Raw genomic sequence first — 15,972 nt, 5'->3', positions numbered from 1 at the left:
GGTTTTTAACCATAAAACAAACAAAAGGACCCTGATTTAACATGCCACAACTTGCGGCCATTACCAAAGAAACCCATGCCGGAAAATCCTGGAAAAGATATCAATCTTATGATTTTGCCGCCAAAGACAACCTGGCACCCCTGGCAGGTGCGGAAATAGCCAGGGCCGTTTCCACCCTTCCCATGGCTTTTGTCAAACACCAGGACACATTTTCCCTGGTTGCGGTCTTGTCCCTTACCCCGGGCACGAACATGTTCACAGGCCAAAACGGCCAGTGGCTTGGCGGATATGTGCCTGCTGTTTTCCGGGGGTACCCGTTCATGCTGGCGGCGGCGGAAGGCCGCGATGACCTGATTCTTTGTGTCAATGAAGATTCAGGACTCATCCTGGATGATCCGGGTGCTGAACCTTTTTTTGATGAACAGGGGCAGGTTTCCGGGCCGGTACAGGAAATATTGAACTTTCTCTCCCAGATCGAACAAAACAGGGCGGTCACCAATCAGGCGGTCAACGCCCTGGCTGAAGCCGGGATAATTACCAAATGGCAGTTGAAGATTAAAGACGGCGACCAGGAAAAACCGATCACGGGTTTGTACCGGGTGGATGAAGCCAAACTCAACACCCTGGCAGATGAATCGTTTCTCAAGCTGCGCAAGGCGGGAAGTCTGCCCATTGCCTATGGCCAGCTGCTGTCCATGGGCAATATCCAAATTTTTGAAAAACTGTCAACCATGCACCAGGCCCAGGCCGGGGCCGCAGCTGAGCCGCCTGATTTCAACACCTTTCTGGGAAATGATGACGTTATTTCATTTGATTGATTTGCCTATCTGTTTCCCAGCATAAAGCCCAGTTCCGCCCGTCCCAGTTGATAATCCAGCATGGCCCGGGTGTAATTTCCCTGGGCCCGGGCCAGGCGGATCTGGGCATCCAAAAGCATGGGGATGGTTGTAAGGCCGGCCTCCAGCCGTCTTTCCTCCATGGCATAGTTTTCCCGGGCCGCCGTGACCGCCACTTTTGCCGCAGCCGTTCTGTCGTCTGCCTCGGCAATGGAAAACAATGCTTTTCTGATCCCTTCCCGGATGAACAGCTGAATTTCCTTGATCTGCTCCCGGACCTGATACACCTGGTTAAGGCTTTTTTTGCGCCGATACCAGGACCGGCCGCCGTCAAACAACTCCCAGGATGCCGTCACCCCGGCGGACCAGTAGCGGTTGCGCTGGTCCCGTTCAACAGATCCTGAAAAGGTTTCCACCGGTGCGTCATAATCTCTGTCCTGGTCATGGTATCCTAAGTCCAGTTTGATCTGGGGCAGGTAGCTGCCGGAGGCAATCTCCATATCTTTTTCCAGCATGGCCACCTGTTTTTCAAGGCTTTCGATATCCGGGCGGTTGTCTTTGGCGATCTGCCAGCACTGGTCAAATTCCGCCGGATACCCGCCATCGAAAAAATCCAGGCCCCCGGTAAACGCCACGGCCGGGTCCATGGGCATGTTCATTAAAGAAAACAGGGCGATACGCTTGCGGTTTACCTCATTTCCGGCAATACTGGCCTGCTGCCGGGCATCTGCCAGGTCCACCCGGGCGGACAGCACCTCTGCCCTGGAAATCAACTGTTTTTCAAAATAGGCCTGGGCTGATTTCACCCCCTGCTCCAGACGTTCAATGGAATCTTGAGCCACTTTGACATCTTCTTTGGCTTTCATGAGTTGAAAAAAAGTGAGCTGGATATTGTAGGCCAGTTCCAGCCTGGCCAGTTCCCGTTCTGCCCGGGTTCTTTCAATGTCGATTTTTGCCTTGTCATGGGTATTGGCAATCTTGAATCCGGCAAACAGCACCTGGGAAACGCGGACGGAAAAATTTCTGGCATTCTGGTCCAGGTAATCCTCTTCCGTCGGGCCATGGGCACTCTGGTTCTGCAAACGGTTAAGGGAATAACTGGTGGACAGAGACGGCAGAAAATCCGCACGCAGGGATTTTGCATTTTCACGGGTTGCCGCCACCTGGTAGTCGGCGCCCTTGAGGGTAGGGTTGTTTTCAAATCCATAGGTCAGGCACTGGTCCAGTGTCATGGTCTGGCCTGCCAGGGCAAAAAAAGGGCATAGTACGATGAGCAAAAGTATGGGTACCATTAAATAAAACCGGATCACGTTGTCTCCGTATGCAGTTTGATCATCCAGGAAGTCCAGGAATGAATATAGGTGTCTGTGAGTTCATCTTGCCGCAGCTGCTTCCAGGAATCAAACACCGCCTGCCACTGGGGTCCGGATATCTGGACAATGTTGCCCGGGGGCAGTCCTTGTTCCGGAAGCATTTCATGGTGGTGGAAAACCACCATATCAAAAACTGACCGAATATAAAACATTCTGGCGGCAATGCGCAAGGGAAAATCCCTGCGGACAGCCCAGGCGCGAAATGTTTTCAAGGACCGGGCCGGATCCGCCGTCATGTGCACGGCATCTTCAGTGGTGACCACCATAAAGAGATGGGCCAGGTTTTGGCGCAGGGCAAGGGGCCTGCTGTCGAACCAGGTCATAAATGCTTCCAGGGGGGTTTTCATGGCAGGGCATCAACCGGCACGGGCAGGGAGAAAAACTGATTTTCCGTTAAATAAAGGTCCCGGGAAACCAGGGTGTCACCCTCCCCGGTCTGGAAGGCATAGGGTCTGTCCGAAGGCAGGCGGACAGAAAAATGGCCGGTTTCATCGGTCACCACAGTGGCAGCGGGCTGAAAAGTCACCAGGTCATAGACAGAAACGGTTCTGCCGGATCTGCCCTCCCCCGGGGTGTAGACCCGGTCCTGGTTGGCATCGGCATAGACCATGCCATAGATTCTTGAATACCCGGGGGTATCTTGTTCGGTAATGCCCGTGACCAGAGCCAGACTGGCATGATCCAGTGTCTGTCCGCTGGTAAAAGCCAGGCTGATGCCGGCATCTGTGTAATAAGAGCCGAATATCACAGGCCCGCCGGCCAGGCCTTTGGCTTCGTTGAGCACCAGGGCGGAAAACAGCCAGGATACCATGGTGTCTGCATCGGTTTTGGGAAAAATCTCAAGCACTGAAGACCGGGTCACCCAGAGTCCCGGATACCCGAAATTTTGCGCATGAATGGCGTATTCAGGTGTTCTGAGAAATTCGGTATCGGCAAAGGCCTGGAGCACATCATGGAAAAACAGGGGGGTACGCACCCGCCCGGCAAACTGGGCCAGAGAATAATCCGGAACACGGACCGCTGCTGTCGGGTCATGGCGCACCTGGTTGATCAGGTTCAACATCTGGCGCTGGGACCTTGTAATTCCTGATCCCAGCACGGCCATCACCTGGTAGGCAAGCCGTGACCCATCGGTTGTTGACCGGTCGGCCCTGAAATCTGCACCGGCAAAGTCCAGGCTGGGGTTCAATATGAGCCGCCTGCCTGAAAACCCCGGGTCCAGTTCTTTTTTGAACTGGTGGTTGATGACAAAACCGACGGCAGCCTGGGGATCAACAAAATTCAGAAAAGAGACCGCACCCGAGATCTGGCCGGTTTCAGCAGGGTCCTGGGATAAAGAAGGTTCCGGCTCAGGTGCGGCACCGCTCATATCATTGCGGGCCGCTGCCTGCAATTGCAGATATTCCCGGGATACCACCATGGGCAGGCCCTGTTCCACAAGCGTGATCAACCAGGGGTTTTGATCCATCAAAGTCTGGGCATCATACCCCAGCCCCCGGGCATACTCCACCGGATCCAGGCGGATCCAGTTGATCAGATCCAGGATATACTGACGGGTACCATGGGTGTCTGATGCATGGACATTCGGGACAGAACCCGCTGCCATGCATATAACCAGGCTCACTGCCATAAGCGCCTTTATCAGTTTTTGGAAAATTGTATTTTTCATATTGCCAATCTGATACAGCAAATATCGTGCCGAATCAAAATCCCCTGTGGCACCGGCATAGCGCCATTTCCAGCTGGCCAGATCTGACCCAAACATGATGCATTTAACCATATGACATCTACCAGTTCATGCGGAGCATCACGGCCCCGGAAAACCCCTGGTTTTCGATGACAGAATACAGGCCCGGCGAACTGTAGTCGGTGTCGAACAGGTTGTTGAGATGAATGGACAGGTCAAAGGGAAACCGGTCCCTGATCATGAGGTTGAGATCCGCTGTCCAGGCGCCGGCGCATGTGCGGGTGATGTCGTCTTTGGGGTAATAGAGTGTAGACCCGGAAAAATACCGAAGCTCCGGCACCAGGGTGACACTGTCTGTGATCCGCCAGGTCCCCTTGACCGATCCCAGAATGTCGGGACCGGTATCATAGGCATAGGCGCGTTCCAGAAACACATCTTCAGGAAAACCATGGGACAGATAAAAATAGGTTTCATCCGGACCGGTGTTATCCAGCAGTGTAAGGCTGCCGGACAGGGTCAGGCGGTCAACCAGCTTATGTTCCAGTGCCAGTTCAACCCCGTCAATGGTCTGGCTGTTCGGGCTGGACAGCCCGGCCCCGGCATACCGGTCTTCGGTGACATGGTTGTTAATTTTATTTTTGAAAAATGTGACAGCGGCCCGGGTATCCGGATTTTCCCAGGCAATCCTGGCATTGAGGTTCCGGATCTCTTCCAGCCGGTCCCGTTCCCCGGTTCTGAGCTGACTGGCAAACGGGGTGCGGTAGGCCGTGCCATAGATGGTTTTGAACCGGAACTGCCCCAGGTCCCATGCCAGCCCCGCGCTGGCACTGACCTTGTCTTCATACGCGGAATGATCGTCATACCGGGCCCCGGCCCAGACTTCAATCCGGTCAAAATCATGCTGGTACTGGGCAAACACGGAACCCAGGTTATTTTTTACATCCACGGTATGCATCAGCGGCAGCACATACCGGTTGCGTTCATCAAAAAAATCCGGAAAAAAACTCTCCCAGACCGGGACCCGGTCAATCTCATCTTGTCGAAAAGACGTACCCACGGTCAAGAGCCCCCGGGCGTGGAACAAAGCCTGGTCATAGATAAGTTCCCCATACAATGCGGATTCTGAATGATCCAGGGTCAGGTCCACAATGGACTGATCCAGGCCGGTATGGGCATAATATCCCGTGAACCGCAGGCCTTTGTCCGGGGTGAACCGCCGGGCCGCCTCCAGTTTGACCACGGTGGACAACGTATCCACCCGCTCCTGCCAGGCAAGGGTGTGATCCCAGTTAAATGCGGTATAGGCATTTCTGGCATCATTGACCCGCACAGACAGGGTCAGCCAGTCCTGGAACGTGGTACTGCCATAGACGTTGATGGTTCGGGAATCGTCAATCTGCCCGGTGCCGAAACGGGAATCCGGGGATTCCGGGATAATGCCGTCGTTCCAGAACCCGATGACATTGAAGGCATCGTCATTATCGTTGCCCTGGCGTCCGGACACGGAAAAAAACGTGGCCCAGTCCCCCTGATCCCGCCCCAGATTCACAAATGCTTCCCCCGGGGTATCGGGGGCGGTGAAGATCAGACCGGTCCGGACCCCGTCCAGGTCTTTTCCGGACATGGGCACCACATTCACCACCCCGGCAAACGCATCCGGACCCCAGAGCACGGACCCGGTCCCCCGGACAATCTCGATGCGCTTGACCGGGGCCAGGGAAGTCTGGTGATCGATCATGGCACCGGATTTGCGGATACCCGACCCCATGGGTACGGTGTCGTACAAAAACAGGGCTGAATTTTCAATGCCACGCAGATAGGGAATGCTGCCCTTTTCCGTCCGGTTCATGTAAAATCCCGGGGTATCTTCAAGGGCATCGGCAATGGTGAAGGCCCCTTTTGAATCCATCTCTTCTTTTGTGACCACATCCGCCACGGCCGGGGCGCTCCAGGCCGCCTCCGTGCGGCGGGAGGCGATGGACAGCACTTCCTGGTCCTCTCCGACAAACATGAGCATGGTGTCCGCTCCCCGGGCCGGGGCCGGGGCCGAAAGCGGAATGATCACAAACAAGATCAGCAGGGCCGGCAGCATCCATCGTCCGGCTTTTACTTGAATGTCTCTGAAAACAATGCCCATTTATTCTTCTTCCATGTTCTTGTCTTCTTCCATGTTCTTGACCAGGACCCTGAATTTGGACCGGCTCAGTCCCAGCAGTTTGGCCGCTGTGGTCTGATTGTTGCCCGCAGCGGCAAGGGCCTGTTTCACCAGGCTCATCTGGACTTTTTGCAATGCAATCCCGTTGGCGGGCAGCCGGACAGCCACCTGCCCGGTCGTGGCCGGCCCTGTCTGGAGAAAAGCCAGGGTGTCCGCAGTAATGGTCCGGGTGTCCCGGGTCAGGATCAGGCACCGTTCCAGGACATTGGCCAGCTCCCTGACATTGCCGGGCCAGGTATATTCCTGCAGTTTTCTGCACGCCGCGTCCGTGAGTTCATGGTCTTTGCCGAACGAAAATGTGGTCATGATATACCGGGCCAGGGGCACGATGTCTCCCTTTCTCTGACGCAGCGGCGGAATAAAAATGGGAAATACGTTGACCCGGTAATACAGATCCTGGCGAAACCGGCTCTGGTTCACCATCTGCTCTAAATCCCGGTTGGTGGCGCAGATCACCCGCACATCCACGGGAATTTCCTGATTTCCCCCCACCCGCTGAAATTTTTTCTCCTGCAGGGCCCTCAGCAGTTTGCCCTGGGACTCGATGGGCAGGTCCCCGATCTCATCTAAAAACAGAGTCCCGCCGGTGGCAAACTCGAACTTTCCCCGGGTCCGGTCGGCAGCTCCGGTAAACGCGCCTTTTTCATACCCGAACAGCTCCGATTCCACCAGATTGGAGGAGATGGCCGCACAGTTCACCGGCACAAACCGGTTGTCCGCCCGCAGACTTTTTTTATGGATATGATTGGCCACCACTTCCTTGCCCGTGCCCGATTCCCCTAAGATCAGCACGGCCGTGTCCACAGTGGCCACATTTTCGGCCAGCGCCACCACCTGTTCCATCTCTTTGGAGGCAAAAACCAGGTCATGGGCCTGCCGGTCCCGGGCCATGGCGGCTTTCATTTCCTGATTTTCCACAATCAGGTGGTTCAGGGTCATGGCTTTCTGCACGGTGAGCAGGATTCTGGCTTCATCAAAGGGTTTGGTCACATAATCACTGGCCCCCTGCTGCATCATGTCCACAGCGGAATCAATGGTGGCAAAGGCGGTGATAAACACCACCGGGGTCAGGATCTTGTTTTCCCGCATTGTTTTGATCAGCTGCCGGCCGTCCATTTCCGGCATCTTGATGTCGGAAATCACCACATCATAGGTTGTTTTGGCCATCTTTTCCATGGCATCCCGGCCGTGGACGGCCTGGTCCACGGCAAATCCCTTTTTTGTTAGCATCATGGAAAGCAGGGTCCGCATTTTGCTCTCATCATCAACGATCAGGATCTGGGCCATTTTCTTACGCTGCCTTTGTTTATGTTACCTGTTTTGGGTCACCGGGGGGGCTTTGTTCAGCCATTTTCTGTGCCAGGGTGTTGGCAAACAAGGTGACACTGAACCGTGCCCCGCCCTTAAAATCAGCATCCACCCGGATACTTCCCCCGTGGGCTTTGACCACCTGGTCGGCAAATGCCAGGCCTAAGCCCGTGCCTGTGGCCTTGGTGGTGAAAAACGGTTCAAAAATCCGGTGCCGGTCTTCCGGTTTGATGCCTCTGCCCTGGTCGGAAACGGTCAGCACCCATTTGCGGTGCTTTTCCCTGACATGGATTGTGACTGTGCCTTTACCGCCGTTTGCTTCGCATGCGTTCCGGACCAGGTTGCCGATCCCCCGGGACAGCAGATCAAAATCAGCTTCTGCCATAAACGGCGTATCCGGAATCCGGCAGTCCAGAACCAGGTCGGATGCATCATACTGAATCTCAAACCCCATGATCACCTGTTCCATCAGCTGGTTCAGGTCCACCTGCTCAAACCGGGGTTTGGCCGGCCTGGAAAACATCAAAAAACTCTCGATCAGGGTATTGAGCCGGACAATTTCCTCTTCGGCATAGGCCATCAGAATGTTGTCCGGCGGGATATCCAGGTCTGATTTCATCATCTCCAGCGAACTTTTGATAATGCCCAAAGGATTTTTCACCTCATGGGCGATCATCATGGAAAATTTGCCCACCTCAGCCAGGGTTTCCTGGCGGGTCATTTTTTCATAGGTCTGTACCAGGGTCCGGCGGCCTTCCGCCAGAGAGTCCAGCATATCATTGAATGCATCGGCCAGCCTGCCGATTTCCGGGGTGTTGCCCGGGGCCGCCCGCACAGACCGGTTGCCTGAAGACACTTTTCTGGCGGTTTCGGCCAGACCGACCAGAGGCGCCACCAGGGTCCGGGACATCACATAGAACAGCCCCCCTGCCAGCAGGGTGAGTGCCAATGCGATATAGACAAACCGGTGGGTCATGCGGTTCACCAGTTCCTGAATTCCCCGGGTGGAATAGGTGACCACAACCCGGCCGATATACCCGTTGCTGCGGCCTCCGGTCATCTGCCCGGCCCAGGCCGGACTTTCATCTGTTTCAGACAGATACACTTTTTTTTCCACCCTGTCAAAAGGGCCGGCCATGTCCCGGGCCGCTGCCACCAGTATTCGGCCGTCATGGTCCAGAATATCCACACCTGCGATGTCATCTTCTTTGAGCATGTTGCCGGCCAGGCCCTGGAGCAGGTTCTGTTCATCGATGAGGATGCCCAGTTCCGAGTTCAGGGCCAGGTACTGGGTCATAAACTCGATGCGCTGGTTGAACCGCTGGGTCACAAACTGGTGGATGATATTCACCCCCAGGTACCCCAGGGTCAGGGTGGTGGCACTGATCAAAAGGACGGCCGCGCACATCAGCCGGATATGGATTCCGATATGTCTGGGAAACACCCGGCTCATTTCATCCACCTCACCTTCAGCCTGTCCGCCACTTTTTCATTGACGATAAAGGAAAATACCGGAGCGTCTGTCAGGCATTTGCCGGTCGTCACCAGGGTGACCAGTTTTTCCCCGGCCTGCCGTCCCAGTGCCCGGTAGTCGAATTCAAAGGAAAACAGGGCCCCGGACCGGGTAAAAAAAGGGTTGTAGCCGATCACCCCGGTATTCTGGTACAGGCCCTGCTTGATCACATAATGGATGATTTTTTCAGAAATGATGGTTGAATCCGGTATCATCCAGATGAGTTGGACCCGGCCGAGATGATCTTTGAGCACCGGTGCGATGCGGGCCCGGCCCGTCACGGGCATGGGGATGATTTCCAGATCCAGTTCCCGGGCCGCATTGCGGGCCGCATCCAGAAACCAGGCATTGTGCCGGGGGTCAAACAGAAGTCCGATCCGATTCACCTGAGGAAAGGTGCCGGCAATGGCCGCCACCTGAAGCGGCACCGGGATCCGCAGGGAAATACCGCAGGCATCCGGGGGCAGACCGGGAACGGATGCCGGATCCAGTACCGCTGCATACATCTTTTGGCTCGTCACCCCGGATCCCCAGACAAGAGATGCAGCGTCCTGGCCCACGGCACAGACCAGGTCATAGCCCCCGCCCTTTAAACGCTTTGTCACCTGGTCCAGGACCTGTCTGTTTTCCGGCTCCAGAAAAAAAAGGTCCGGGTCAGCGGATAGATCCTGTTCCGCCATTTCCTGCAGCACCCCTTCCATCACCTGAATATAGGGACGGATCTTTCTGGACACCACCACGGCCGTCCGGAAATCGGCAGGCCATGCCCCGACCGCCTCCGCCCCGCACAAGGCCGCGACAATTAAAGCGATACAGAGGAGTCTTAAAGGTAACATGGGCATTCAGAAAGCTTTCATCTACAATTTGGGCATTTTTGTCTGCTTATATCAGACCCCACTGCCAAATACAATGGAATAGACATTGAATCGCTCATACGGACCTTTGTCGCACCTGTTTCAATTATGTTCACGGGTCCCGGGGATCTCTTTACTTTCCATCTGTTTATTGTTAAATAAAATCAGTGGGATCAGGTCTTGTGTGAAAGGATCTGATCAAAATCGGAAACCAACAGGATCCGCAATGAACAACAAGGGATTTTCATTTATCGAATTGATGGTGGTGGTCATCATTCTGGGCATTCTGGCGGGGATGATCGTTCCCAGGTACATGGGACGGACCGACGATGCCAGGGCGGTCAAAGCAAAAGTGGATATTGCCGCCCTTGAAACCAGTTTAAAGCTGTACCACCTGGACAACGGATTTTATCCCACCACGGAACAGGGACTGACCGCCCTGATCGAAAAGCCGTCTTCGGAACCCGTGCCGCCAAAGTGGAATGAAAACGGATACCTGGACAAAAAAAAGCTGCCCAAAGATCCCTGGGGCCGGGAGTATCTCTACTTATCCCCTGGTGTCAACGGGGATTATGATATTCTGTCCTATGGCGCTGATGGCGTGCCCGGAGGGGATGGGAAAAACAAGGATATCACCAGCTGGGATCTTGAATAACCGGAAACCGACATACGGATTTACCCTGATAGAACTGATCGTTGTGATCTCAGTGATTTCCGCCCTTGTGATTGTCACCCTGCCAAATGTCAAATGGGGCGGGCTTCTCCAGAACCAAACCCAGGGCGTGGGGTTTTTGATCCAACTCATGGAAAAACTCAAGGGCCGGGCGGTTCAAAAAAACCTGGATATTTTTCTCCATGTGGATTCCTCAGCCGGCATATCCTGGATCACGGATGCATCCATGGATGAGGCGGCAGTCCGGGATGCCCGTGACACCCCCCTTGACATTCCGGGCGGTCTGTATATCAGCGGGGTGGTGTTTCCAGAGGCCCATGCCGGCCGGCAAACCGGTCCTGACATGATCCGGTTCAGCAGACACGGGTATTCAGATCTTGCCATCGTGCATATACAGGGGGGCCGCTCACCGGTTTCCCTGAAAATCGAACCGTTTCTCATGACTGTCACCCCGTTTTTTGAAAGGATTACCTTTGATGACTGCCGGTAACCAACCAATAGGGACATCTCATGAAAGAAACGGATTTACCCTGCTGGAAGTCATGGTGAGCATCATGGTGCTGGCCGTGGTCCTGGTCACCCTGTTCCGGCTGCACACCGGCACCATCCGCCTGACAGAAAACAAAAAAATTGCGGCGGTCATGCCGCTGGTGACTCAGTATCAACTGTCCCGCCTTGAAGTGGAAAAGCCGGAACCCGGGAGACTGTCCGGCTCTTTCCCAGATGAAATGGATGGGTTTGAATGGTCCTGCATTGTTGAACATGCTGAATTTACAGCCCCTGTGGATCTGTCTGATGCGCAGTCAGAGCGGTTGAAAAAAATAACCCTTGAAATAACCGCGCCGGGAAGTGGCAGATCATGGCTCATTACCACCTGGCGCTATATGGTTGAAGATGATGACGAGTGATCCGGATATCAAGGGATTCACACTGCTGGAAATCCTGGTGGCCATGGTGATTTTTTCCGTGACAATGATGATTTTGTTTTCATCCGTGAAAACGTTTCTGCATTCAGCCGATCAGGTAAAATCCGAACTGTCTGTTGACGGCCGTTTCAGCACGGGGTTGCAGATCATGGCCGCAGATCTTGAACAGATATTTATTCTTCAACCGCCAAGATACCGCAGACCCGGTTTTAATGATGACCCGGACCTGTACCGCTTCACAGGCACGGATGAGCTTGTGGATGGCACCCTGTTCTCCCGCCTGATGTTTGCCAGTACCCATCATCTGAACCTGGGACAGGATACCCGCCGCGGCGTGGCCAGGATCACCTATTATGTACACGCCCAGGGGGATTTTTTCAACCTGCACCGGTCAGACCGGCTGTTTCCTTATGAAACTGAAATCAATCCCTGCACAGATCCCATTCTGGCCAGTCATATCCACGGGTTTACCCTGACATTTGTTGACCGTCAGGGAGAGGAGTACGACACCTGGGATTCAGATGCTGAATCATTTGAGTTCACCCTGCCTGCCAGAGTCATTATCTCCCTGCAGCTGGCCCCGGAACCCTCCGGCCGTCAGATCGACACAGGCATTGCCCTGCCCGTGTCCAGGAGGGTCTTTCAATGATATGGAACCAAAAAGGGGTGGCATTGCTGGCGGTCATTGCCCTGATCTCCATTCTTTTGACGGCCGGTCTGCACCTGGCCGGTGTTGCAGGCAGATCCGTTCTGGTGACCGGGCAGCACAATGACCGGTACGCAGCCCGGGAAATGGCATTGTCCGCCATCCATCTGGCCATGGCCGTGCTGGCGGATGATGCCGGAAAAAATGATACAGACTCCATTCAGGAAGACTGGGCAAACCCGGAGATTCTGGCTGAAATGCTGTCTCAGATGGGATTTGACCCGGAACAGCTCAGTGTTCAAATCACAGATGAACTGGGAAAAATACAGGTGAACGCGTTGCTCAAAGAATTTCCAGGGCATCACATCAATCCGGACCAGCTAAGGCTGTGGGAAAATCTGCTGCACCTGTTGACATCCAGTGACAAATCAGCGGATGACCTGGATCCCCGGGCCGTTGTCAATGCACTCAAAGACTGGCTGGATTCAGGGGATGACGGCGCGGTATCCGGACTGACCGGCGCTGAAACCCCGTTTTATCGAACCCTGTCCCCCCCGTATGACTGCAGAAACGGCCCCCTTGACCAGGTGAAAGAGCTGCTGGACATCACCGGTATCGGACCGGAAAGTAACCTCACAGTGATGTTTGAAGATATTTTCACGGTTCATGGTCTGTCAGATGTCCGCTCCACGGAATCTTTTTTCAGTTACTCAGGGCGGATCAATATCAATACCGCCGGCATCGTTGTGCTCAAGTCGCTGCTGCCAAAGGGGATGGATGAATTCGCCCGGGACCTGATTGACTTTCGCGAAGAAAAATCAGAAGATGACCTTACATTTGTGAATCCTCTTGACAAAGGGTGGTACTCCCGGGTTATAGATCTTTCTAAACAAGAAAAGGATTTTTTTGACCGCATGATCTGCTACCACTCTCATATTTTCAAAGTATCCACCATTGCCAGGGTAAACCAGGCAACGGTCCGGTTATCGGGCTTTATCAAAAGAGAACAGCACCCGAAAACCAACCAGTGGATATGCCGGTTGGTCCAGATCGAGGAATCCTGAACCATGGCCGGCCGGCTTCTTGTTCTGGATATAGATGACCGCGGCATCGATGCCCGCACAGGCAAAGAACATTTTTTTGCGGCCTGGGCGGACCTGCCGGATTTTGAAGACCGGGCGCCGCACTTCCCGGCAGCCCTGGAACTCATTGCCGGAAAACTCAACCTTAAATCCTGCGATCACGCAATCATCCTGATTGCCTCCAGACAGGCATGTTTCCGCAATATCAGCCTGCCTTTTAAGCATGACAACAAAATCCGCCAGGTCCTTCCTCTGGAACTGGCCCCCTGTCTGCCGTTTCCAGACCAACCTTTTGTGTTTGATTACCTGCGCCAGGATCTGCATTTTGTCCCGGATCAGCATCTTTTTCTCACCGCATCCATCCCTGAACATGTTGTCCGGCAGATGGTGTCATGCCTGATGTCACTGAAAATCAGGCCCCGGATTGTCTGCCCCAAAGGATATGCCCTTGCCGTTTGCTTTCTGGAGAATCAAAAACAAAAGCCAGACCTGGCATTTATTTACACCGGGCGTTCTGAAACCACCCTGACCCTTGTTGTCCAAGGCAAACCGGTCATGGTCCGATCATTGCCCGGACCGGACACAGACAATGAAAAAACCGTGCACGCATTTTTTCAGACAATGACCGGATTCCGGCAGAAAACCGGGGTGGAAAAAGAACTGGAGATCTGCATCGCGTTTGAAAATTCGGCGCAAAAATCGGCGGAAGCCTTGAGAACCGCTTTGTCACAGCACGCTTCTGTCAAAAAGGCCGGGATAACCATGCATGCCATAGATACTGAATCCATGGATCTGTCCCGGCTTGAGCGATCCAGACGGCTGTTGAATTTCTGCCAGGGGCGTTATGGGGCGGGTTCTTTTTTTCAAAAATTCAAGACCGAGCTGGTCATACTGGCAGCAATCGGGTCAATTGCCCTGGGGCTGTCCATTTACAGTCTGCAAAAAGACATTTCACGCCTTGAGGCAGCGATTGCCATAGAAAGACAAAAGGCGGCGGCCGTGTACCGCAATACTTTTCCGGACAGTACCAGTCCCGGTGTGCACGCACCGCTTTTACTCATGCAGGCCCAGGTGAACGATGCTTTAAAGAAAACCGATTCCCGGATTCTGCCGGAGGATCTGACAAATTCACCCCATCACCGGGCCGTTGATGTGCTGTATGAACTGTCCGGAAACATTCCGGAAACCCTGCCGGTAAGATTGTCGCGCCTGCTGCTGAACAGGGGAAACCTGATCATTGCCGGCACCACAGACAGCTTCTATACCGTGGATCGATTAAAAACCACCCTGGAAAAATCACCTGTCTTTAAAACTGTCACCATCAATACGGCAGAAGCAGGCAAATCTGAAAATCAGGTTCTTTTCAACTTTAACATTACGATATGACCTGACCATGAATTCACTTTCACACAGAGAAAAAAACACCCTCATCACCGGGACTGTTCTGGCGGCTGTCTTTTTGTTCTTCCAGTTTGTCTTTCTGCCGCTGCTGGATAAAAAAAAGGACCTGGAACGGATACTGCTGGTTGAAAAACAATCTTTTGCGCAGATAAAAACACTGGAGAAACAATACCGCAACACGACACAGAACCTGGACATGCAGCGCAAAATACTTGAAACCCGGGCAACGGATTTTACCCTGTTCTCATTTCTGGATTTTCAGGCGGAAAAAAGCGGTGTTAAATCACACATTGATTACATGAGACCCCTTTCTGTGGATCTGGAAGATGGGCCTTACGCCATCGCAAAGATCAAACTGAAACTCAAAGCCATCTATCTGAATAATCTGACGGAGTTTATCAGACGGGTGGAAACGTCGGAAAATGGAATCCACACGGTTTCTCTTTCCCTTTCTCCGGCAGGCAGAGAAAAAAATCTGCTGGATGCTGCCATGGAATTCCAGACCCTGATAACAAAAGAGTCAAACTGATATGAGCATCACCAAAAATGGCATTATAAAATCCGTTTTGATTCTGCTGCAATTCATATTACTGACCATTGCCGCTTATGAAGGTGCCGGCATCCTGTACAAAGACATGCTGCCTGAAAACCCCGGCAAACCATCTGATGGGCTCAAAAACCCGGGAATAATCCCGGATCAAAAAGAAAAAACACTTCCGGCATCCCCTTTAAAAAGCTATGACATCATCAGCACCAGAAATCTTTTTGATGTACGGGTACAAAAACCCGACCCTGACGGCCGGGAAAATCAGACGCAAACCACTGAACCGGTTCCTTTGAAAAAAACCGAACTCAAGCTGGCGCTGTGGGGAACCGTTATGTCAGAATCTTCTGCCGGATCCTATGCTGTCATTGAAAACCAGGACACCCGTGAACAGGCGCTATATCAAACAGGCGATACCGTCGCTGATGCCGTTATCAAACAGATTCTGCGCAACAAGATCATTCTCACACTGGATAATCAGGACCAGGTACTGGAAGTCGATGACAGCAGACATCCCCCGGGGCCAATGACTTCAGCGCTGCCTTTGCCCGAACTGGAAGAATCGCTCCAACCACTATCTTTCCACCCGCTTGAAGACCCGGCAGGCGAGTCCGACTCCGGGGATATCCCGGACTTGATGAAACAGGTCAGGATCCAACCTTATTTTTCAAACGGAAAACTGAGCGGGGCGTTATTGTATGGCATCAAAGATGACTCGTTTTTGCATGCTGCCGGATTCAGAAACGGAGATATCATACAGACCGTTGACGGCAATGAGATCTCGAGCCCCGGGGAGGCACTGGCTGTCTTACAGGCGTTGCAGGAGGGAAAGGCGGGTTCGCAAACCATTCCGGCAACCCTGCTGCGCCAGGGAAAAATCATGGAAATAATGCTGTAAAGGAACTTTTGTTATG

Annotated in this window: 16 protein-coding genes; 9 read left to right on the top strand and 7 right to left on the bottom strand. The window is 53.5% G+C overall.

The window, feature by feature from the left end:
• Positions 1 to 41: 41 nt before the first annotated feature.
• Complete coding sequence (locus DPO_RS05365) at positions 42 to 818, top strand: SapC family protein (protein ID WP_006964733.1); 777 nt, start codon at positions 42 to 44, stop codon at positions 816 to 818.
• Between the two features lie 5 nt (positions 819 to 823).
• Here the strand turns inward: DPO_RS05365 and DPO_RS05360 are convergent, their stop codons facing one another.
• The 7 genes from DPO_RS05360 to DPO_RS05330 form a co-directional block, all read right to left on the bottom strand.
• Complete coding sequence (locus DPO_RS05360) at positions 824 to 2,146, bottom strand: TolC family protein (protein ID WP_006964732.1); 1,323 nt, start codon at positions 2,144 to 2,146, stop codon at positions 824 to 826.
• Complete coding sequence (locus DPO_RS05355; RefSeq protein WP_006964731.1) at positions 2,143 to 2,556, bottom strand: hypothetical protein; 414 nt, start codon at positions 2,554 to 2,556, stop codon at positions 2,143 to 2,145. The genes DPO_RS05360 and DPO_RS05355 overlap by 4 nt, the downstream gene beginning before the upstream one ends.
• Complete coding sequence (locus tag DPO_RS05350) at positions 2,553 to 3,815, bottom strand: hypothetical protein (protein ID WP_152427574.1); 1,263 nt, start codon at positions 3,813 to 3,815, stop codon at positions 2,553 to 2,555. The genes DPO_RS05355 and DPO_RS05350 overlap by 4 nt, the downstream gene beginning before the upstream one ends.
• 181 nt (positions 3,816 to 3,996) lie before the next feature.
• Entirely contained in the window at positions 3,997 to 6,033 is a 2,037-nt protein-coding gene (locus DPO_RS05345) for a TonB-dependent receptor plug domain-containing protein (RefSeq protein ID WP_006964729.1), read from the bottom strand.
• Positions 6,034 to 7,398: a sigma-54-dependent transcriptional regulator gene (locus tag DPO_RS05340; RefSeq protein ID WP_006964728.1), complete on the bottom strand. Its 1,365-nt coding sequence runs from the start codon at positions 7,396 to 7,398 to the stop codon at positions 6,034 to 6,036.
• Positions 7,399 to 7,417: 19 nt separating this feature from the next.
• Positions 7,418 to 8,872 carry a sensor histidine kinase gene (locus tag DPO_RS05335; RefSeq protein WP_006964727.1) on the bottom strand — a complete coding sequence of 485 codons (1,455 nt, stop codon included), beginning with the start codon at positions 8,870 to 8,872 and terminating at the stop codon, positions 7,418 to 7,420.
• Positions 8,869 to 9,774, bottom strand: a complete 906-nt coding sequence (locus tag DPO_RS05330; RefSeq protein ID WP_051069343.1) for an ABC transporter substrate-binding protein — start codon at positions 9,772 to 9,774, stop codon at positions 8,869 to 8,871. The genes DPO_RS05335 and DPO_RS05330 overlap by 4 nt, the downstream gene beginning before the upstream one ends.
• A 238-nt stretch (positions 9,775 to 10,012) precedes the next feature.
• Between DPO_RS05330 and gspG the strand changes: the two genes are divergently transcribed.
• From gspG to DPO_RS05290, 8 genes are read left to right on the top strand one after another with little or no spacing between them, the layout of a single operon-like run.
• Positions 10,013 to 10,441 (top strand): type II secretion system major pseudopilin GspG, encoded by a 429-nt coding sequence (gene gspG, locus DPO_RS05325; protein ID WP_006964725.1) that lies wholly within the window; start codon positions 10,013 to 10,015, stop codon positions 10,439 to 10,441.
• The gene (locus DPO_RS05320) at positions 10,434 to 10,949 is read left to right on the top strand and encodes a prepilin-type N-terminal cleavage/methylation domain-containing protein (RefSeq protein ID WP_040011587.1); all 516 of its coding nucleotides are present in this window, start codon (positions 10,434 to 10,436) and stop codon (positions 10,947 to 10,949) included. The genes gspG and DPO_RS05320 overlap by 8 nt, the downstream gene beginning before the upstream one ends.
• Entirely contained in the window at positions 10,936 to 11,367 is a 432-nt protein-coding gene (locus tag DPO_RS05315; protein WP_006964723.1) for a prepilin-type N-terminal cleavage/methylation domain-containing protein, read from the top strand. The genes DPO_RS05320 and DPO_RS05315 overlap by 14 nt, the downstream gene beginning before the upstream one ends.
• Positions 11,354 to 12,034 carry a prepilin-type N-terminal cleavage/methylation domain-containing protein gene (locus tag DPO_RS05310; RefSeq protein WP_083911996.1) on the top strand — a complete coding sequence of 227 codons (681 nt, stop codon included), beginning with the start codon at positions 11,354 to 11,356 and terminating at the stop codon, positions 12,032 to 12,034. Before DPO_RS05315 ends, DPO_RS05310 begins: the two co-directional genes overlap by 14 nt.
• Entirely contained in the window at positions 12,031 to 13,095 is a 1,065-nt protein-coding gene (locus tag DPO_RS05305; RefSeq protein WP_006964721.1) for a type II secretion system minor pseudopilin, read from the top strand. The genes DPO_RS05310 and DPO_RS05305 overlap by 4 nt, the downstream gene beginning before the upstream one ends.
• 3 nt (positions 13,096 to 13,098) lie before the next feature.
• The gene (locus DPO_RS05300) at positions 13,099 to 14,499 is read left to right on the top strand and encodes a PilN domain-containing protein (protein ID WP_006964720.1); all 1,401 of its coding nucleotides are present in this window, start codon (positions 13,099 to 13,101) and stop codon (positions 14,497 to 14,499) included.
• A gap of 7 nt (positions 14,500 to 14,506) precedes the next feature.
• A complete protein-coding gene (locus DPO_RS05295) occupies positions 14,507 to 15,043 on the top strand; it encodes a hypothetical protein (protein WP_006964719.1) in 537 nt (178 codons plus the stop codon).
• Between the two features lies 1 nt (position 15,044).
• Positions 15,045 to 15,956, top strand: coding sequence for a type II secretion system protein N (locus DPO_RS05290; protein ID WP_006964718.1), 912 nt, complete (start codon positions 15,045 to 15,047; stop codon positions 15,954 to 15,956).
• Positions 15,957 to 15,972: the final 16 nt, after the last annotated feature.

The organism is Desulfotignum phosphitoxidans DSM 13687 (assembly GCF_000350545.1).
Lineage (GTDB): Bacteria > Desulfobacterota > Desulfobacteria > Desulfobacterales > Desulfobacteraceae > Desulfotignum > Desulfotignum phosphitoxidans.
Note: the sequence above shows the minus strand (reverse complement) of the source record. Positions and strands in the feature narration are given on the sequence as shown.